18 protein-coding genes and 1 tRNA gene are annotated in these 19,591 nt (G+C 39.1%); 10 read left to right on the forward strand and 9 right to left on the reverse strand.

Translation table 11 applies throughout. The annotated features are described in order from the left end of the window. Positions 1-39 precede the first annotated feature (39 nt). A complete protein-coding gene (locus tag BN1354_RS11090; RefSeq protein ID WP_045091014.1) occupies positions 40-534 on the forward strand; it encodes a DUF4251 domain-containing protein in 495 nt (164 codons plus the stop codon). A 6-nt stretch (positions 535-540) separates the two neighbouring features. Here the strand turns inward: BN1354_RS11090 and BN1354_RS11095 are convergent, their stop codons facing one another. Further along, entirely contained in the window at positions 541-2,175 is a 1,635-nt protein-coding gene (locus BN1354_RS11095; RefSeq protein ID WP_053827280.1) for an alkaline phosphatase, read from the reverse strand. A gap of 186 nt (positions 2,176-2,361) precedes the next feature. Here BN1354_RS11095 and surE point away from each other — a divergent pair, with 186 nt between their 5' ends. The 3 genes from surE to BN1354_RS11110 all read left to right on the forward strand — a co-directional run bounded on the left by surE (position 2,362) and on the right by BN1354_RS11110 (position 5,398). Then, a complete protein-coding gene (gene surE, locus BN1354_RS11100; protein ID WP_053827147.1) occupies positions 2,362-3,126 on the forward strand; it encodes a 5'/3'-nucleotidase SurE in 765 nt (254 codons plus the stop codon). Between the two features lie 37 nt (positions 3,127-3,163). Beyond that, positions 3,164-4,297 carry a lipid-A-disaccharide synthase gene (gene lpxB / locus BN1354_RS11105; RefSeq protein WP_053827148.1) on the forward strand — a complete coding sequence of 378 codons (1,134 nt, stop codon included), beginning with the start codon at positions 3,164-3,166 and terminating at the stop codon, positions 4,295-4,297. Positions 4,298-4,381: 84 nt separating this feature from the next. Next, positions 4,382-5,398, forward strand: coding sequence for an ATP-dependent 6-phosphofructokinase (locus BN1354_RS11110; protein WP_045090435.1), 1,017 nt, complete (start codon positions 4,382-4,384; stop codon positions 5,396-5,398). A 6-nt stretch (positions 5,399-5,404) separates the two neighbouring features. Here the strand turns inward: BN1354_RS11110 and rnc are convergent, their stop codons facing one another. Genes rnc through BN1354_RS11125 form a run of 3 tightly spaced genes read right to left on the reverse strand, consistent with a single transcriptional unit; the run spans position 5,405 to position 7,721 of the window. Then, entirely contained in the window at positions 5,405-6,208 is an 804-nt protein-coding gene (rnc, locus tag BN1354_RS11115) for a ribonuclease III (protein ID WP_053827149.1), read from the reverse strand. A 1-nt stretch (position 6,209) separates the two neighbouring features. After that, positions 6,210-7,472, reverse strand: coding sequence for a beta-ketoacyl-ACP synthase II (gene fabF / locus BN1354_RS11120; protein ID WP_045090433.1), 1,263 nt, complete (start codon positions 7,470-7,472; stop codon positions 6,210-6,212). Positions 7,473-7,484: 12 nt separating this feature from the next. Continuing rightward, positions 7,485-7,721, reverse strand: a complete 237-nt coding sequence (locus BN1354_RS11125; RefSeq protein ID WP_045090432.1) for an acyl carrier protein — start codon at positions 7,719-7,721, stop codon at positions 7,485-7,487. A gap of 152 nt (positions 7,722-7,873) precedes the next feature. Here BN1354_RS11125 and purN point away from each other — a divergent pair, with 152 nt between their 5' ends. Together purN and BN1354_RS11135 are read left to right on the forward strand one after the other, a co-directional pair. After that, complete coding sequence (gene purN / locus BN1354_RS11130) at positions 7,874-8,458, forward strand: phosphoribosylglycinamide formyltransferase (RefSeq protein WP_053827150.1); 585 nt, start codon at positions 7,874-7,876, stop codon at positions 8,456-8,458. Between the two features lie 33 nt (positions 8,459-8,491). After that, a tRNA-Leu gene (locus BN1354_RS11135) sits at positions 8,492-8,573 on the forward strand. 84 nt (positions 8,574-8,657) lie between these two features. On the opposite strand, the gene BN1354_RS11140 is transcribed toward BN1354_RS11135, so the two are convergent. Continuing rightward, complete coding sequence (locus tag BN1354_RS11140) at positions 8,658-9,161, reverse strand: GreA/GreB family elongation factor (protein WP_053827151.1); 504 nt, start codon at positions 9,159-9,161, stop codon at positions 8,658-8,660. 416 nt (positions 9,162-9,577) lie between these two features. Continuing rightward, positions 9,578-11,170 (reverse strand): phosphoenolpyruvate carboxykinase (ATP), encoded by a 1,593-nt coding sequence (pckA, locus tag BN1354_RS11145; protein ID WP_045090429.1) that lies wholly within the window; start codon positions 11,168-11,170, stop codon positions 9,578-9,580. Positions 11,171-11,405: 235 nt separating this feature from the next. Here pckA and upp point away from each other — a divergent pair, with 235 nt between their 5' ends. Beyond that, the gene (gene upp / locus BN1354_RS11150; RefSeq protein ID WP_045090428.1) at positions 11,406-12,065 is read left to right on the forward strand and encodes a uracil phosphoribosyltransferase; all 660 of its coding nucleotides are present in this window, start codon (positions 11,406-11,408) and stop codon (positions 12,063-12,065) included. Here upp and BN1354_RS11155 read toward each other — a convergent pair. Beyond that, positions 12,062-13,051, reverse strand: coding sequence for a glycosyltransferase (locus BN1354_RS11155; protein ID WP_053827152.1), 990 nt, complete (start codon positions 13,049-13,051; stop codon positions 12,062-12,064). The two genes, upp and BN1354_RS11155, sit on opposite strands and share 4 nt — an antisense overlap. 167 nt (positions 13,052-13,218) lie before the next feature. Here BN1354_RS11155 and BN1354_RS11160 point away from each other — a divergent pair, with 167 nt between their 5' ends. Beyond that, on the forward strand, positions 13,219-14,337 hold the full coding sequence (locus tag BN1354_RS11160; protein ID WP_053827153.1) for a redoxin domain-containing protein: 1,119 nt from the start codon (positions 13,219-13,221) through the stop codon (positions 14,335-14,337). Positions 14,338-14,369: 32 nt separating this feature from the next. Continuing rightward, positions 14,370-15,911, forward strand: a complete 1,542-nt coding sequence (locus tag BN1354_RS11165; RefSeq protein ID WP_045090425.1) for a YifB family Mg chelatase-like AAA ATPase — start codon at positions 14,370-14,372, stop codon at positions 15,909-15,911. On the opposite strand, the gene BN1354_RS11170 is transcribed toward BN1354_RS11165, so the two are convergent. Further along, on the reverse strand, positions 15,912-16,592 hold the full coding sequence (locus BN1354_RS11170) for a M15 family metallopeptidase (protein WP_074010764.1): 681 nt from the start codon (positions 16,590-16,592) through the stop codon (positions 15,912-15,914). Positions 16,593-16,628: 36 nt separating this feature from the next. After that, entirely contained in the window at positions 16,629-18,371 is a 1,743-nt protein-coding gene (locus BN1354_RS11175) for a DNA polymerase III subunit gamma/tau (protein WP_053827154.1), read from the reverse strand. Between the two features lie 115 nt (positions 18,372-18,486). Between BN1354_RS11175 and BN1354_RS11180 the strand changes: the two genes are divergently transcribed. Further along, complete coding sequence (locus BN1354_RS11180) at positions 18,487-19,476, forward strand: DUF5106 domain-containing protein (RefSeq protein WP_045090423.1); 990 nt, start codon at positions 18,487-18,489, stop codon at positions 19,474-19,476. Positions 19,477-19,591 lie beyond the last annotated feature (115 nt).

Genomic DNA, 19,591 nt, shown 5'->3' on the forward strand with positions numbered 1-19,591 from the left:
GTCCAATTGAATATCAGATAAATAGTTATGGAGGTGATTATGAAAAGGATAACAATTAATGGTCTGTTTTTACTTCTAACCATTCTACTCTTTTCTGCTTGCGGAAGCGCACAAACAGCAGCAGAAAAAGCACAATTAGCTGAAGAAATTGAAAATGCTGTTCAAATGCCAAACTTTACCTTCGAGGCAACTTATGCATATCCATCCGGATTCAAATCAATCTACCTTTCTCCCTACTATTCAGTAAAGGTCTCAGCAGATACTGTACAAGCCCATTTACCATATTACGGTAGAGCCTACACTGCTCCCATGGATCCTCGCGAAGGTGGTTATTTGTTTACAAGTACAGATTTTGAGTATCAGATTAATCCCGGTAAAAAAGCCGGCAACTGGTTAGTGAATATTCTTATTAACGATCTCGATCGACAGGTAGTGTTCAACTTTGATATATTTGAAAACGGAACCGGGCGGTTGAGCGTAAATGATGTCAACCGCCAGGCGATTTCGTTTCAGGGAAATGTAACTGCTAATTAAGAACAGTTAGTTTAATTTTTCTTTCAGGCTCTCAGGAAGATAGAAAGTATCATTCTTATCGATATAAACCACAACAGAGCCAATATCAAATGGTTTCCCGTTCAACTTACCCACTGAAGAGAAAGCCTTAACTTCCAAAGTGTTTTTCCCTTTTTTGATATTAAGAACAGGAAATGCGGGATCACTTTTGTCGGTTTTCATTGTCATACCATTAAAAACTTCAGAATGCTTTACAAAGATTCTGTCCGATAGTTCCTGCAGACTAATATCAAGTCCGGACACCTTTTGCAGGTACTCATTAACCTGAACATTGGTAAGATGTCCCTTAGGAGTATCACCCTGTGGGTGGTATGCAGATAGAAGCACCTCTTCACCGGTGTGCCCTCCTGTTGTAAATCCAAAGCACATGCGTGAGTTCAGTATATTCAGGATATTATGTGCCATATTGTTGCTTGTACCAACCTTTGTATAATCACCCTCCTGATAATTACGAGAAGATAGGAGAGTCTGGAGCTCCTCGTCAGTTATATCAATCCCGGTATAATCTCTGAATACATTTTTAATATTAGCAGGATCAGTTTTTATTAAAATAGACTCGAGTCCGTTTGCACTCAATTTAATACCAGAAACAGTTTCAAACAGCTGATCAATTGAAAGCTTGTCATAACCAGGGCATTCTCTTGAACCAATAGAGAATCCGCTATTCCCGTGATCTGCAAGAATAACCACTGCAGTATTGCCATCCTTCTTAGCAAACTCAATTACTTTCCCCACAGCCTCATCAAAAGCCAGGTACTCATTAATCATAGTCGCTGCATCATTAGCGTGAGCAGCCCAGTCAACCTGACTACCCTCAACCATTAGGAAAAATCCATTCTCCTTTTCAGAAAGAATTTCAAGTGCTTTTGTTGTCATCTCAGCAATAGAGGGTACTCTGTCAGGATTTCTGTCAATATTATATGGTAATGCTTTTTCACCAAACAGAGCCCATACTTTACCATCACCATCAAAATTAAGTAAAGCATCTTTATCATCCTGAATAAGAGTAATACCCTTGTTATTAAAATGTTGCTTAATATCATCAGTGAGGATACTGTTTCCGCCCCCAAACAGCACATCCAGATTCTGATAAGCTATTTGGGGTGCTATAGCATTATAATTGCCCCTGTTATAATAGTGTGCTGAAAAGTCGGCAGGCGTAGCATGAGGAAATTCACAAGTCACAACAAGTCCCACAGCCTTATTCTTTAGCAATTTAGATGCTTCAAGAATTGTTGCTGCAGGCTGATATGTACGATTACCATCAACAGGAAATATATCATTATCCGAAACCTCCGGATGAATAGAAACATTACCGGTTTGCTGTAATACACCCGAAGCGTAAGTCGACCCGGTTGGCGCCGAGTCACCAATAGGTGCATTAGAGGAGAATGTTGTTACCGTTCCTGATATATAAGGATCAACATTGAGCCCTTCTCCTAATCCGTTATAATGCTTAAACCATCTGGCAGCAGAGTAAACACTAAGTGATGTACCATCAGGAATCATCACTATTACATTTTTAACTGGACTTACTTCTTGAGAAAAAGCTACTATCGGGAATATTAGTAACAGCAGCAGAAAATTAGATATCTTTTTCATTTTAACTATTTTGTTATAAACATTCATATGGTGAACGCACAAAGTTATAAAAAAGTTGAACTTTATTATCAAGTTCGTAAATATGATTGTTTACCATAATTATGGTATATGGCAAACTACTTGATTTTCCTTATATTTGTATCTCTAAAAATTCAAAAAACAGAAAAAAATTAAAATCAAAATATAATGAGCGACAGAAAGCCACTGATTCTTATAACTAATGATGATGGATATCAGGCAAAGGGAATTGCCGAGTTAATAAATGCGATGAAAGGGTTGGGGGAGCTTGTAGTCTTCGCCCCCGATTCGCACCGTTCAGGCATGTCTAGTGCCATAACAACAGCTCATCCGCTACGTGCCAGAATCTATCATCAGGAGGAAAACCTTACAGCATATATGTGCAACGGAACACCGGTTGATTGTGTTAAGCTGGCGCTAAATGAGTTTCTGGAGCGAAAGCCCGATCTTTTAGTTTCAGGTGTCAATCACGGTTCCAATGCAGGAATCAGTGTATTGTATTCAGGAACAGTAGCAGCTGCACTTGAAGGGTGTGTATCCAATATTCCATCAATTGCATTTTCATTGTGCGATTTTACACCTGATGCCGACTTCACTTACACAGCCAGAATTGCAGAAAAGCTTGCAAGGAAAGTTTTAAGCGATGGACTCCCCAAGGGAATTTGTCTTAATGTGAATGTACCTGTAGGAGAGGTAAAAGGAATAAGAATGACTACACAAACTCAGGGTAAATGGGTTAATGAATACCAGCGCTCTCAGGATGGTATCGGAAGAGACGTTTTCTGGATGACAGGCAATTTCGAAAACTGGGAGGCAGATAACGTAAACAACGATGAATGGGCATTAGCCAACGGTTATGCTGCAGTGGTACCGGTGAAAATAGATATGACTGCACATGATCTCATTCCTGAATTAAAAGAGTGGGAACTTTAATAGACTCCATCTTGTTCTCATATAAAAAGGTTTATCTATGAAATATTATATAGTAGCCGGCGAAGCATCCGGAGATTTGCATGCATCCAACCTAATGAAATCATTAAAACAGTTGGATAAAGAGGCAGAATTCCGCTTTTTTGGAGGAGACCTCATGAAGTCTGCCGGAGGTACACTCGTAAAGCATTACAGGGAGATGGCCTTTATGGGAATCATCCCTGTTATAATGAACAGCCGCACTATATTAAAGAACCTCTCTATTTGCAAAAAAGATATAGCTAACTATAATCCCGATGCTGTAATACTTGTTGATTATCCGGGTTTCAACTTAAAAATTGCAAAGTATGTAAAGACAGAACTGAAGATACCTGTTTTTTACTATATATCACCAAAAGTATGGGCCTGGAAAGAGTATCGTGTAAAATCATTCAAGAAGTATGTTGACGAGATGCTTTGCATCCTGCCATTTGAGGTAGAATTCTTTAAAAAGCATAACTATGACGTTCATTATGTAGGTAATCCCACTGTTGATGCTATTGCCGGCAGAGATCATAAAGATGAAACTTTCAGCGATTTTATAAAATCGAATAATCTTCCTGACAAACCAATAATAGCTTTGCTTGCAGGAAGCAGGAAACAGGAGATTGCCGGAAATCTCCCATTAATGCTGAAGTCTGTAGAAAGCTATGCAGATGGATACCAGTTTATTATAGCAGGTGCCCCAGGTATAGATCGCGAATTCTATAAAAACTATACTCTATCCAACCCGGATATTGTTGTACTATTTGATCAGACTTACAGAATTCTCGCACAATCAGATGCAGCGCTGGTGACCTCCGGTACAGCCACATTGGAAACAGCAATATTAAATGTTCCTCAAGTTGTCTGTTACAGCATGCCTTCACCCAGACTCTCAAGCTGGGCGTTTAGAAATATACTCCATACGCCATATATCTCACTTGTAAATCTTATTTGCGGGCAGGAGGTAGTTAAAGAGTATTTTGCCGCTACATTCACAGTAGAGAATGTGCGGAAAGAGCTGGGGCAGATGCTGCATGTGCAGAAGTACCGACAAAACATGCTTAACAACTACAAGGAGATGCGTGATATACTGGGAGAAAGCGGAGCATCAGACAGAGCTGCACAAATTATTTACTCAAAAACAAATTAATATTTCTTACATATTACATCTGTTATTCCTCTTTTTTGTTTACTTTGCGTATAAGAGCAACAGAAAATTTAAAACATTAATCAAATGAAAATCGGAATTCTTTCATCAGGTGGAGATGCACCCGGAATCAATGCTACCATTCGCGGTGTAGGTAAAACAGCCATCAATAACTATGGCATGCAAGTGATAGGTATTCAGAACGGATTCTCAGGTCTGCTATACAAAGATATTGTAGAGCTAACTGATGCATCACTTTCTGGAATCTTGAATTTAGGTGGTACTATACTGGGTACTGCAAGAGAGAAGGTATTCCGTAAAATGATTACCTCTCCCGATGAGAAGGACAGGGAACAGATTAAGGCAGCCTATCAGGAGCTTGGACTCGATTGTCTTGTATGTATTGGAGGCAATGGAACACAGCGTACGACATACATGCTGTCGCAGCTGGGATTAAACGTTATAGGTGTTCCAAAAACTATAGATAATGACGTTTATGGCACTGATGTAACCTTTGGATTTGATACAGCTGTAAATATTGCAACAGATGCTATAGACCGTCTGCATTCTACAGCCAGCTCACACCGTCGTGTTATGGTTATCGAGCTTATGGGTCATCATGCAGGATGGATCACACTTTATGCCGGTATGGCAGGTGGAGCAGATATAATATTACTCCCTGAGTTGGGGTACAACATGAAGGTTATAATCGACAAGATAAATAAACGTATGGAGTTGGGTAAAGCATACTCAATTGTTGCAGTTGCTGAAGGAGTGGAGCTTCCAACAAAGGAACGTCCGGCAACATATTTTGCCAGAGAGATTGAGGAGCAGACAGGGTATGAAACACGTGAAACCGTTTTGGGTTACATACAAAGAGGCGGATCACCCTCGCCAAGTGATAAAATTCTCGGTACTCTATTAGGCGGTCATGCAGCTGACCTTATACATGAAGGAAAGTTTGGTCGCATGGTAGCTAAACTAGGCAATAAAATATCTGATGTACCTTTATCAGAAGTTGAAGGGAAACTGCGACTAATTACTCCTGATACAGATCTTGTGGTTCAAGGTAAAAAAATGGGAATCTCTTTCGGGGTTTGGTAAAACCCCTTAAGATTCCATATCGTTATCTTCCGACTCAGTCTCAGATTTTATTGATTCTATCAGAACGTCCTGCAAATCATTACTTTCTCGCAATTTCTTAATTGCCATTTTTGCAGCTTTCTGATGAGATTCTTTCTTTGAGTAACCTTTACCTGAGCCAATCTCTACATTACCTACCTTAACACAGGATACAAAAACCGGGTTATTTTGTGAGTCGTATGACGAATCAGTCACCTCAAAGATAACATCAACCCTGTTTTTCTGTCCCCATTCAATTAATCTTGATTTAAAATCTACCTCACTCTTAAGTACTTTTTCAATATTAATATGTTGCTTGATCATCGTCTCAAAAACAAACTTCTTGGCAACACGATAACCCTGGTCGAGATATATAGCCCCGATCAGAGCTTCAAGCGCATCACCATAAATATTTGTATTGTGTGCAAGATTCCGGGTAGCTGAAACAATCAGTTTGTCCAGTCCCAGATTAATTGCAAGTTTGTTCAAAGTTTCCCTTTGTACTATTCGAGAACGCGTACTTGTAAGGAAGCCCTCCTTCTTGTTTTCAAATTTCTTATATAGAATATCCGCTACAATTGCATCCAATATAGCGTCACCCAAGAATTCAAGTCGCTCGTTATTCACCCATTTCCCTTTCTTGGAACGGACAGAAGAAGAGCGGTGAGTCATGGCTTCCCTGTACAGATCAATCCTATCAGGATAAAATCCCAGTACATTATAAAAAGTAAGGTAAGGCTCCTTCCCTCTGTGTGGAATAGCCTTAATCCTTTTTACTAATCTTCTTAACACATTACTTATTGTATTGCTTGAGAATTACACTTGCGTTGTGTCCCCCAAAGCCAAAAGTATTAGATAACGCAGCTCTTATCTCTCTTTTTTGAGCTTTGTTGAATGTAAAATTCAGATTGTAGTCAATTTCCGGATCGTTATCCCCTTCTACATAGTTAATGGTTGGGGGAACTATCTGATCTTTCAATGCCAGTATACAGAAGAGCGCTTCCATTGCTCCAGCGCCTCCCAGCAGGTGACCGGTCATTGATTTGGTAGAACTGATGTTTAACTTATAGCTATGATCGCCAAATACATCCTTAATTGCTTTCACCTCAGATATATCACCTACCGGTGTAGAAGTTCCGTGTACATTAATATAATCTATATCTTCTGGTGTCAGTTCAGCATCTTCCAATGCATTTCGCATAACAAGTTTGGCACCAAGTCCTTCAGGATGAGAAGCAGTGATGTGATAAGCATCAGCCGACATTCCTCCTCCAACTACTTCTGCATAAATTTTAGCTCCACGAGCTAAGGCGTGCTCCAGTTCTTCAAGAACCAGAACAGTACCACCCTCACCAATAACAAATCCATCGCGGCTGGCACTAAATGGTCGTGAAGCCTTTTCCGGAGATTCGTTTCTTGTTGAAAGTGCGTGCATTGCATTGAACCCTCCAACAGAAGCAGCACTAATAGTGGCCTCCGACCCTCCTGATACAATCACATTAGCTTTATTAAGTCTAATCAGATTGAACGCATCAACAATAGCGTTAGTTGATGAAGCACAGGCTGATACGGTTGCATAGTTAGGACCCCTCAGTCCATAAATCATAGAGATATGCCCTGCAGCAATATCGGCTATCATTTTCGGAATGAAAAAAGGATTAAATCTAGGGGCTCTATCTTTTTCAAGATAATAATTGCCTACCTCTTCTTCAAAAGTTCTTATTCCGCCAATACCGGCAGAGAATATCACACCTATTCTGTCTCTGTTTTCCTTGTCAAGATCCAGACCTGAATCCTCCATTGCCTCTTTCGCTGCGTGAATGGCAAATTGTGAGTATCGGTCATATTTCCTTGCCTCTTTTCTCTCGAAAAGATTGTTTGGATCAAAATCCTTTACTTCACAAGCAAACTGAGTCTTGAAAAGTGATGCATCGAAATGAGTAATAGGCCCGGCACCACTTTTACCTGCTAAAGCGTTTTCCCACGTGGTTTTCACGTCGTTGCCCAGCGGGTTGATGGTTCCCAGGCCTGTTACTACAACTCTTTTTAATTCCATGAATAGAATCGATTATTTCGCGTGTTGTTCTACATATGCAATCGCATCGCCAACACTTGAGATCTTTTCTGCCTGATCGTCTGGAATTGAGATGTTGAATTCTTTTTCGAATTCCATAATCAACTCTACTGTATCAAGTGAATCAGCTCCTAAATCATTAGTGAAGCTTGCAGTTTCTGTAACTTCAGATTCTTCAACACCTAATTTGTCGACAATGATCGATTTCACTCTTTGTGCTACTTCTGACATAACTTTCAATATTAATTAATAAATAAAATATTATTCTTAAATTTGCGTTTGCAAAGTAACACAAATTTTCTCTAATTGTGCAAGCTTTTGTACAGTAAAAATCAAAAAAGTGCACAAATAAACCATATTTGTGCAAAAAAATCAGCTTTTAAATGGTAAATCTAGCAATTTTTGCCTCAGGTAATGGCAGTAATGCCGAAAATATCGCCAATTATTTTCTTAATAATCTCGATATTAATATTGTACTTATAGTATCAAACAGGGTCAATGCATATGTGCATGAGCGAGCTAAAAAACTTGGCATCCCTTCTGTTACATTTTGCAAGAGCGATTTTGCCGATGGCACATCTATATTAAAGACACTCAAAGATTATAATACAGATTTTATAGTACTTGCAGGATTCCTTTTAAAAGTACCCGAAACAATCTTGTTGTCTTATCCCGAACGTATAGTAAATATACATCCTGCACTTCTTCCTAAATATGGTGGCAAAGGAATGTATGGTGATTATGTGCATCAGGCAGTAAAAGCAGGCGGTGATCAGCACTCGGGAATCACTATACATTATGTAAATGAAAACTATGATGAGGGAGACATTATATTTCAATCCACCTGTGAAGTTTTGCCAACCGACACACCCGAAGATATCGCCAACAAGGTTCACGCCCTTGAATATGAGCATTATCCTAAAATAGTTGAGGAAATAATAAAAAATTCTTTCCCTAAAACTGATTAAATTAAAAATAAATTGTATCTTTGCACTCCCATTGCGGTCGTGGCGTAATTGGTAGCCGCGCTAGACTTAGGATCTAGTGTCGAGAGACGTGGGGGTTCGAGTCCCTTCGACCGCACAACAAAAAACCAATTACTAGCTCCCTTAAGAGAAGTCTTGAGGGAGTTTTTTTATTTAACAACCCTCAATTATCACTCCCCTTTTAAATATACTCAATCTTCAATACCTCAAATAGAATATCTTTGTTATCTCGTTTTAAAACAGCTTTATCTCCAACTTTCTTGTTAGTCAGTACTGTTGCCAAAGGTGACAGAAAGGATATTTTGCCTTTCGAGACATCGGCTTCATCAACGCCTACAATTTGAAAAGTTTTTATCTTGTTTGTTTCCTCTATCTTTAAGGTAACTGTTGCTCCAAACCTTATCTCATTTTGTGGTTGATCTTCTAAATTGATCACTACAGCTGAATCTATTCTGTTATCAAGCAGAAATATTTTCGCATTAATAAATTTCTGGGCAACCCATTTTTCATATTCGTCTGCAATGTTAAGACTTTCTCTTTCTAAGACAAGGCTCTCCCTCTCAGCCAATAACTCATCCATCCCTGCTTGGGTTACATAATTAATTTCTCCTTCAGGTAAAAAAGCTCTGGGTGGCACAATGGGTATTTTTTCCTGATCATCCTCTTTGACAAATCCTCGGCTCATAGTTATTAGAGTTTATGTTTTATTATTAAACAACTTATCTTCAAAAACTTCCCAAAAATTTAGAGGAATCTGCATTTGCATTTATAATTCTCTTTCAATTTCTGGATCAGTTTGTGTTGTCCTGATTTATTTACATATAATATAAACTTATTTCAGGGCATATCAAGTTTCACTCTGACTTTCCTCTTATCCGACTCTTACCCGGCTCTTATCTTCTTCTTATATGGCTTATATAAACAGGGTCATTATAAGTAGGAGGTAGGGGGCAGGTTAGGTTAAGATATGGATGAAATATACTAATAAAGGTAGATATTCTGCATAAAAAAAGGAAACCATCCCGATAATTGGGATGGTTTCTTTTAAAGCAGTCGGGAAACAGAATGTTTTCCCTGATAGTTTATGATCAAATAAATGTATTAGTCTAACTGTGGACCTGAAGGGATCAAAGCTTTAGCTGCATCAGTGTCGGTATACTGTTTGAAGTTTTCAATATACATAGCTGCAAGTTTCTTAGCTTTTGCTTCCCATTCGCTCTTATCTGCATAAGTTGAACGTGGGTCAAGGATATCTGATACATTATTCAATTTAGCAGGTACAGTAAGATTCATAATTGGAATATGAATTGTTTCAGCCTCTTCAATTGAACCATCGATGATAGCATCAATGATAGCACGAGTATCTTTCAATGAGATACGTTTTCCTGTTCCGTTCCATCCTGTGTTTACAAGATATGCTTTTGCATTGTGCTGCTCCATTTTCTCAGCAAGACGCTGTGCATAAATTGTTGGGTGAACAGTTAGGAAAGCTTCACCGAAAGCTGGTGAGAATGATGGAACCGGTTCAGTAATTCCACGCTCTGTACCTGCAAGCTTACTGGTAAATCCGCATAGGAAGTGATACTGTGCCTGGTTGTTATCCAAGATTGATACCGGAGGTAATACACCAAATGCATCAGCTGAAAGATAGATGATCTTTTTAGCATGTCCTGCACGAGATGGCAATACAATTTTGCTGATGTGGTAAATTGGATAGGATACACGTGTATTTTCTGTTGCAGAGATGTCAGAGAAATCGATATTACCTTCATCATCAACAGCAACGTTTTCTAGAAGTGCATCGCGACGGATAGCTCTCCAGATGTCTGGTTCGTTCTCTTCGCTCAGGTTTACAGTTTTTGCATAGCAACCACCTTCGTAGTTGAATACTCCGTTGTCATCCCATCCGTGCTCGTCGTCACCAATCAAGAAGCGTTTTGGGTCGGCAGAAAGAGTTGTTTTACCAGTTCCTGAAAGACCAAAGAAGATAGCTACATCACCATCTTTGCCAACGTTTGCAGAGCAGTGCATTGAAGCGATACCGCGTAATGGCAGATAGTAGTTCATAAGGGCAAAAATACCTTTTTTCATTTCACCACCATACCATGTTCCACCGATAACCTGCATTTTTTCGGTAAGATCGAACAGGGTGAAGTTTTCAGAATTTAATCCGTGCTCCTGCCATTTATCGTTGGTAGTTTTAGATCCGTTTAAGCACACGAAATCAGGCTCTCCGTAATGAGCAAGCTCGTAGTGAGAAGGACGAATGAACATGTTGGTCACAAAATGAGCCTGCCATGCTACTTCCATGATGAAACGTACTTTCATGCGGGTGTCTTCATTTGTACCGCAGAATGTGTCAACTACATAAAGTTTTTTAGCTTTAGAAAGCTGAGTAGTTACACGACCCTTGCAATAGTTGAATGCTTCTTTTGAACATGGGCGGTTGATAGTACCATCCCACCAAAGAGTGTCTTTTGTTACGTCGTCTTTCACGAAGTATTTGTCCTTAGGAGAACGACCTGTGAACTTACCTGTGTATACAGCTGTTGCACCACTCTTTGTTAGCTTAGCTTTTTCGAAACCTTCATTTGCAGGATTCATCTCATCTTGAAAGAGAGTCTCGTAAGAAGGATTGTGAACTATTTCAAAATCCCCCACAATTCCGTACTTGCTTAAATCTAAATTTGCCATCTTAATAATTAGGGTTTAATGTTTATGATTGTATAAAACTTATTCTGTATTTTAAACCTGAAACAACTGTACAAAAATATACAAATTATTTTATTCTGGAAAGGAATTAAAGAAAATTTTCTTTAATTGGTGATTTTTTCTCCTTCAAACCTCTAATTCAACAAAAAAAGGATATAAAAGTTTAGATAAAGAACGAAAAATTGTACCTTTGTTTTCCGAAAATAAATTTATCCCTATGCAAATAATTAACTTTTCGGAGCAAAATTCGCTAATCAGTATCTATATACGCGAAATAAGAGATATAACAATCCAAAATGACAGACTTCGTTTTCGCAGAAATATAGAGAGGATTGGAGAAATCATGGCTTATGAAATTAGTAAGCAGTTAGCCTATAAAACCATAAGTGTTAATACTCCACTAGATGTTGCTGATGCAAATATTCCTGATGAGGAGATAGTGATTGCTACTATCCTTAGAGCGGGTTTGCCGTTTCATCACGGTATGCTTAATTATTTTGATGGTGCGGAAAACGCGTTTGTATCTGCTTACAGGAAGTATAAAGAGACGGGGCATCAGTCGTTTGATATCCACATTGAATATATTGCTTCACCCTCTATAGAAGGTAAAACATTGATTCTTACTGATCCGATGCTTGCCACTGGAAGTAGCATGGAGCTTACTTACAGGGCACTGCTTACAAAAGGGAATCCATCTAAAATTCATATTGCAACTATAATTGCAAGTCAGCAGGCTATTGACTACTGCAAGATGCATTTCCCTGAGGATAAAACTACTATATGGGCTGCTGCAATTGATCCGGGATTGAATGAGTCTTCTTATATTGTTCCAGGTATTGGTGATGCAGGCGATCTTGCCTACGGTGCTAAGGTTTAGTCGTAGAACTTTTTCTCGAAAGCTTTAAACTCTCCTTTATTTAGAATCAGTCGTTTCCAGACAGCTGACAAAAATCCTGTTCCATAGCCTGTGAGCTGTATCCATGATGCTGCAATGCTATATAGGGCTACATTGAATGATTTGCTGATTTTGAGTGAATCTATGAAGATAACTATAGAGTATACTACAGGTGTCAGGAGGAACAGAGGTGATATTACTGATAGTAACACCATTGCTGCCATTCCAACCACAAAGCAGGCGGGAAGTGAGTGAACTAATTTAAGTGAGCCGGGATGCAGCAGGTGCAGATTGATTCTGGCAATTCCTGAATTATAGACCTGTTTGAAAAACTGACGGAAGGTGGACCTTCTCTTATGGTAAACATAAGCATCGGTAATAAGTGCAGTTTTAAATCCTGACTTAATGAGGCGGAGACTAAAGTCGATATCTTCTCCAAATCTCATCTTTCCATATCCACCAACTGCTTTAAATGCTTTTTTTGTTACGCCAAGGTTGAAACTACGTGGGTGAAATTTATCTATCGATTTTTTTCCTCCTCTTATTCCTCCCGTAGTAAAGAAGGAGGTCATAGAGTAGTTGATAGCTTTTTGTATGGTGGTAAAGCCGGGGAGTGCAGCATCTGGTCCTCCATAAGCATCTGTATTGTAAGATGAAAGGAATCTGACTACATTCTCCAGGTAACTCTCGGGTATGATGCAGTCGGAGTCGAAAAAGATAAGCCACTCATACTGTGCAAGCTCTGCTCCTGCATTTCTACTTAAGCCGGGGCCCGAATTTGCTTTTTCGAAATAGTTAATGTTAAGCCGATCGGTATATTTACCGGCTACCTTATCACTCTTTAGTGTTGATCCATCTTCTACGATTATAACTTCAAACTGCTTGAAGGTCTGATTAGAAAGACTCATTAGTAGTTCGTCCAGCTCGTCGGGACGGTTGAAGACTGGTATTATAACCGAGAATTGCATAGGTGATCTTTTTTTTATTCTGTACAAAACTAAACATTTTCTTTCGTTCTTCAATTTATTTGTGACTGTTGATTGTGATTGATAAAAACAAATAAAAAAATGTGAAAATCATTGAATATTTAAAAAAATAGAATACCTTTGCGAATTATAATATTCAGATATAAGTAATGTCCAGGCTATTTATAGGCATAATTATTTGTGTATCAATACTACTAACTATCACATGCAGTAGGGGAGATGGAACTGTCATTAAAGGTGAAATAACCAGTCTTGACTATCCTTATCTTCTTGCTACATATCTTTCTTCTGATACGCTGGTAATTGATACTATACCGGTTAATAGCACTGGAGGGTTCTCTTATAATGTTGATATAGATTCACTGACTACATTCACTATCTATATGAATAACTATGAGAGTGCTGCTGTAGTTTATGCTGACAAGAACCAAAAATTAAAAGTTGTTGGTGATGCTAAATTGCCTGATCTGATAAGAGTTAACGGTAATGAAATCAATGATGATCTTACTCTGTTCAAGAAGCAAAACCAGGATCTGCTGAAACAGCGAGGTCAATTGCTTTTCAATTTCAATATAAGTGGTGATTCGGATTCTATACAGTTTAATACTTTAAACAGAAATGATGATATCGCTAGCATGAACCTGCTGAATCATGAACTAACTTTAAGGGCAGAGGAGTATATACGTGAAAATCCTACAAAACTATCCAGTCTTGTGCTTATAAGTAATTTCTTTATGAACAGCGATACTCCATTAGCACTGGAGAGGGTTTTGGGATATATTGAGGGTGATATAAAAGAGACGCGAATTGCAAAACGATTATATGCATATTCCGAGAAGGTGAACCGCTCTGCAGAAGGTGCAATAATTCCATATTTTCAGTTGCACGATCTAAAGGGTGATACTATAAATTCTTATGATTACAAAGGTAAATACCTGCTTCTTTCATTTGTTTCCTCTTCAGGAATTGAGTCACGGGAAACAATTGAGCTTCTGAAAAATGAGTATGAAAAGCTCGATAGCAGCAAGGTTGAATTTGTTTCTGTATATATTGATTCAGATATTTACCCTGTAGATTATCCTCAACAAGATTCGATACCCTGGACAATAGTTCCCGAAAAAAGAAGCTGGGGATCTGATATAGTTGATTTGTTAAATGTGCAGTATATACCATTTAACATACTTGTTAAACCTGACGGTGTTATAATGGAGAGGAATGTTCCTTCCCAGGAGGTTGCTGAGGTAATCAACAAATCATTAGATAATTAATTTAAAAAATATAATCTGAAAAACTGTAACAAATGCTGGTCAAAGTATTTGGAGCAGCTGTTCAAGGTATAGATGCAACTCTAATCACTATTGAAGTAAACTGCTCTAGAGGTATCCGGTTTCTCCTTGTTGGGTTACCGGATACTTCCGTAAAGGAGAGTCACGAACGTATTGTGTCGGCTCTGGAAGTAAATGGGCTTAAATTCCCTCGCAAACAAGTAGTTATTAATATGTCGCCCGCAGATATCAGGAAAGAGGGTTCGGCGTACGATCTCCCGCTGGCTGTTGGAATCCTGGCAGCTTCTGAGTCTGTGAGAACGGATAAGCTTGGTGATTATCTTATTATGGGTGAGCTTTCGCTTGATGGCTCTGTTCTGCCCCTGCGAGGTGCCTTGCCTATTGCTATAATGGCAAAAGAAAATGGCTTTAAAGGGCTTGTTCTGCCATTGGCGAATGCTAAGGAGGCTGCTGTTGTGGAGGGCCTGGATGTTTATGGTGTCAGCAATATTAGAGAGGTGGTTGATATGTTCAATAACAACGAACTGCCTGATGTAACCAAGGTTGACCTTGATGAGGAATTCAGAAATAGCATATCTGATTATGAGCTTGATTTCTCAGATGTTAAGGGTCAGGAGAATGTAAAAAGAGCAATTGAAGTTGCTGCAGCAGGAGGCCATAATATAATTATGGTTGGTCCCCCTGGATCAGGCAAATCTATGATGGCTAAAAGGGTGCCATCAATTCTACCTCCATTTACTCTGGACGAGGCACTCGAGACAACCAAAATACATAGTGTGGCGGGAAGGACTGATTTGAACTCATCTCTAATGTTTAACCGCCCTTTTCAAACACCTCATCACTCAATCAGTAATGTTGCAATGGTTGGGGGTGGTACTAATCCGCAGCCTGGAGAAATAAGTCTGGCTCACAACGGGATACTGTTTCTGGATGAGCTGCCTGAATTTAATAGGAGTGTTCTTGAGGTGCTGCGTCAACCTCTTGAGGATCGTGAAATTACCATATCAAGATCAAAATACAGTGTTAAATATCCTGCCGGATTTATGCTGGTAGCAGCCATGAATCCTTGTCCCTGCGGCTATCATAATCACCCTGACAGGGAGTGTGTATGTCCTGCCGGCTCTGTTCTTAAGTACCTCAATAAAATATCAGGTCCGCTCATGGATAGAATAGATATACAGATTGAGATTGTTCCTGTACCATTTGAGAAGATATCTGGTAGGGCTTCTTCAGAGAAGAGTTCTGATATAAGAGAGAGGGTTATCAGGGCAAGGGAGATACAACGTAAGAGATTTAAGAGTGTAAAGGGTGTTCATTCTAATGCGCAGATGACAAGCCGGATGCTGCACAGATTTGCACAGCCTGATGCTGCGGGACTGAAGTTGCTCAAAACAGCAATGGAGCGACGATCGCTTTCGGCAAGAGCATACGACCGTATATTAAAGGTTGCCCGTACTATCGCTGATATTGATAACAGTGAGAATATAAAACCCGTTCATATTGCAGAGGCTATAAATTACAGGAATCTGGATAGTGAGAACTGGGCATATAAGTAATCACCTTTTCTCGAAGTGATGATCATCATAGTATTTAGTGAAGGTATGTCCCCACCTGAATCCTAACCTGCGGAACTCATTTGCAACTATGTGGCCGGGGTATAGTGTGCCGTTGACAGTTGTGTCCAACACCGCTCCGGCTGGAGTGTTTGGTCTGTCTATGTTTTTCCATCTGAGTGGATTGAATCTTGGATTTATATCAATTGCCATTCCTGTGGCATGTTTTGAATAGGATATGTTTCTATAGCAGAAGCTATAGCTGTTGTTGTCAGCCATAGATAGACTATCATTCCAGCCATATTTTACTATTGGTATTGCTTTTTCAATTACAAATCCCTCATCTAACATGAAGCTGAAAATCTCTTTTATATCATTGGCGATTTGTCGGTTAGTAACCACCTGCCCTTTGTGAATCTTGCCATCAGTGGATATGTAATATACATCAACCAGTTCAAGCTGACTGATTATTTCTTCGGGTGCTTCTGAATACTCTACTGCTTCATCAAAAGTATAGCTTGCATCTATTATTGTGTCGGGTAGCACAGGTTCCTGTATAATATTTTGTAGATCCTCTGCAGTGGAATCTGCATGGATATCTGCAGGGGTCGCTGAATCTCTTCTATTATTGTTACAGGATAGAATGATTAAGAAAATCAGGAAGAAAAGATTTTGGAGTCTCATCCCTTGTAAGCTCTCTTTTATTTGTTTAAATGTTTCTTAATTCAGCTCCAGACCAAATTCATCTGACAGTTTCAGTAGTGAAGGGTTCTTTTTTGCCATCTCATCAAATATCTCTCGAGAGGTGAGTGGTTTTTTGATAGCATTTACTTCTGCAATCTTTATTGTCATTGTTAGATCGTCGTTCTTAACCTTGCTTCTGAGAAATGAAAGGATTGAAAGACTGCTGTTTGTAAGGTACTCTTTGTTTATCTCGGTATTTACTTCTACCTCGAAGATTACATCACTGATCAGTCTGGGATGATAGAGGCTCATGGTGTTTTTGAGTAGCGGTTCTCCTTTGAGATTTGCTGCATATTCATCCCATGCTTCTTTAAGCTCTTTTTCCGTGAATGGGTTGTTGCCATTGCCGGTGCTTGCTTTTTTCTCTTCTTCGGGCTCTTCCTCTTTCTGATCTCTAAGAGATAAGATGGATATACCCATTCCTTTTAAGGCAGATTTCTTCTTTACAGGGGTAGTTGGCTTTGATGTTTCATCAGGTGTTTGTTCTGTCTTTTTTTGTATTGGAGCTGTCTCTGCCTTTGGTGTTGCGTCAGATCTCTTTACTTCCGTTTGCGAAGTTTTTGATTCTGAGGCTGTTTTCTCAATCGGCTTTATAGAACTTTTTTTTTCTGCAGCAGATGTGGGATTCTCCTGAAGTTGACACAGTTTAATTAGTGTAAGCTCAAGAAGCAGACGTCTGTTTTTGCTAACCCTGTAGTTGAGGTCGCACTCATTCGCAATCTCAATAGCTTTGTAGAGGAATTCATTACTACATTGCTTTGCAGTATCGATATACTGATCTCTTATAGATGCACCAACCTCAAATAGAGAGGCTGTCTTTGGGTCCTTGCAGACCAGCAGGTCACGGAAGTGGGATGCTACACCACTAATGATATATTGTCCCTCAAAACCACGGTTCAGGATATCGTTAAGAATCAGCAAGCAATCTACAACATTGCCGGCAAGAATAACGTTGGTAAGTCTGAAATAGTATTCGTAATCAAGTACATTGAGGTTTTCAATTACTGCTCTGTATGTTATATTTCCCTGTGTGAAGCTTGCGGTCTGATCAAATATTGATAGTGCATCACGCATACCGCCATCCGCTTTTTGTGCTATAACATTCAGTGCTTCTGCTTCGGCTGTAACGCCCTCTTCCTGTGCAACGTATTGCAGATGTTCAACAATATCGGCAATATTTATACGGTTGAAGTCATAAACCTGACAGCGTGATAGTATTGTGGGTATGATCTTATGTTTCTCTGTTGTAGCAAGGATAAATATCGCGTGGGAGGGAGGCTCTTCAAGTGTCTTTAGAAATGAGTTGAAGGCAGATTGCGAGAGCATATGTACCTCATCGATAATATAAACCTTGTATTTGCCTATCTGTGGTGGGATGCGAACCTGCTCGATCAGCATGCGAATATCATCTACACCGTTGTTGGATGCAGCATCAAGCTCATGGATGTTGTATGACCTCTGTTGGTTGAATGCAACGCACGACTCGCAATTGTTACATGCTTCGTTATCGGGAGTGAGGTTCATGCAGTTGATTGTTTTCGCGAAAATGCGTGCACAGGTGGTTTTACCGACACCGCGGGGACCACTGAAAAGATATGCATGCGCAAGTTTATTGCCGACAATGGCATTTTTTAATGTAGTTGTCAGAGCCTCTTGCCCAACCACGCTTTTGAATGTGGATGGTCTGTATTTTCTAGCAGAAACAATAAAAGTATCCATGTATATTCGGGATGATTTGGATGATCAGTAAAATACAAATGTACTAAAAAAATATCGGTTTTTTCCACGGTTTTTCTATCTTTACCGAGATAAGCAAAAATAAGAAGTTAGTATTATGAGAAATATTTTGTCTTTGTGTTCGTTTACCCTACTTATTGTTATTTTATCTGCTGTTTCATGCTCTTCTGGCAAGGAGTATCAATCTTCTAAAAGAGATATTAAGGATAAGGAATTATCGGTGGTCTCTCCGACAATTGTGCCTGATACATTTGTACTTCCTGATATACCTGAAGTTATAACAGATACGGATGAGCGTGCAAAATATCTTGTAAGTCATTATTGGGACAGGTTTGATTTTAGTAATGCTGATTTAGCCAGACGCCCCGAAATTACTGAACAGGCTTTTGTGGATTTTATCAATATACTGAATTACGTACCAAAGGCAAATGCTGATGAATCGCTTGTGAATACTCTCAGGAGCGCTGAGGCAGATACTGCAATGTATGTACATTTTATTTCGCTTTTTGAAAAGTATTTCTACGATCCTAATTCACCTTTCCGTAATGAGGAGTATTATATCCCTGTGTTGAATGAGATTGCAAGATCTTCGATGTTGACAGATGTTTCAAAATCGGTATACAAATTTCAGCTGGATATGGTAAAGAAGAACAGAGTGGGTGAAAGAGCCAATAATTTCAGCTACACTCTGGCGTCGGGTCGTTCATACTCTTTATATGATCTGCAAAGTGAATTTACTATTCTCATGTTTTCTAATCCGGGATGTCCCACTTGTGAAGCTGTAATTGCGCAGATGGCAAAATCAGCGCCTATAAACAATGCTCTTTCGAGAAATAGTGCTAACAGGACAATGCTTACAATACTTACTCTATATCCTGATCAGGATCTTGATGAGTGGCTGTCGCATCTGTCTGATTTGCCTACTGGATGGGTGCATGGATATGATAAGGATCTAAAGATTACTAATCAGAGATTATACGATATAAAGGCTATTCCTACCATATATTTACTGGATAAAGATAAGAGAGTGTTGTTGAAAGATACTTCAATTGAGGCAGTTGAGTCGTTTTTTTCGGTTCAACATTAAATGAATTCCTCAAATTTAACATTTGAAATGAAATTTTTTATCTCAAAAATTCGGTATTACAAAAAAATGACATACTTTTGACCTCTTTAAAATCGGACTTTTAGCGAAAAGTCCT

Source organism: Lascolabacillus massiliensis (assembly GCF_001282625.1).
GTDB lineage: Bacteria > Bacteroidota > Bacteroidia > Bacteroidales > Dysgonomonadaceae > Proteiniphilum > Proteiniphilum massiliensis.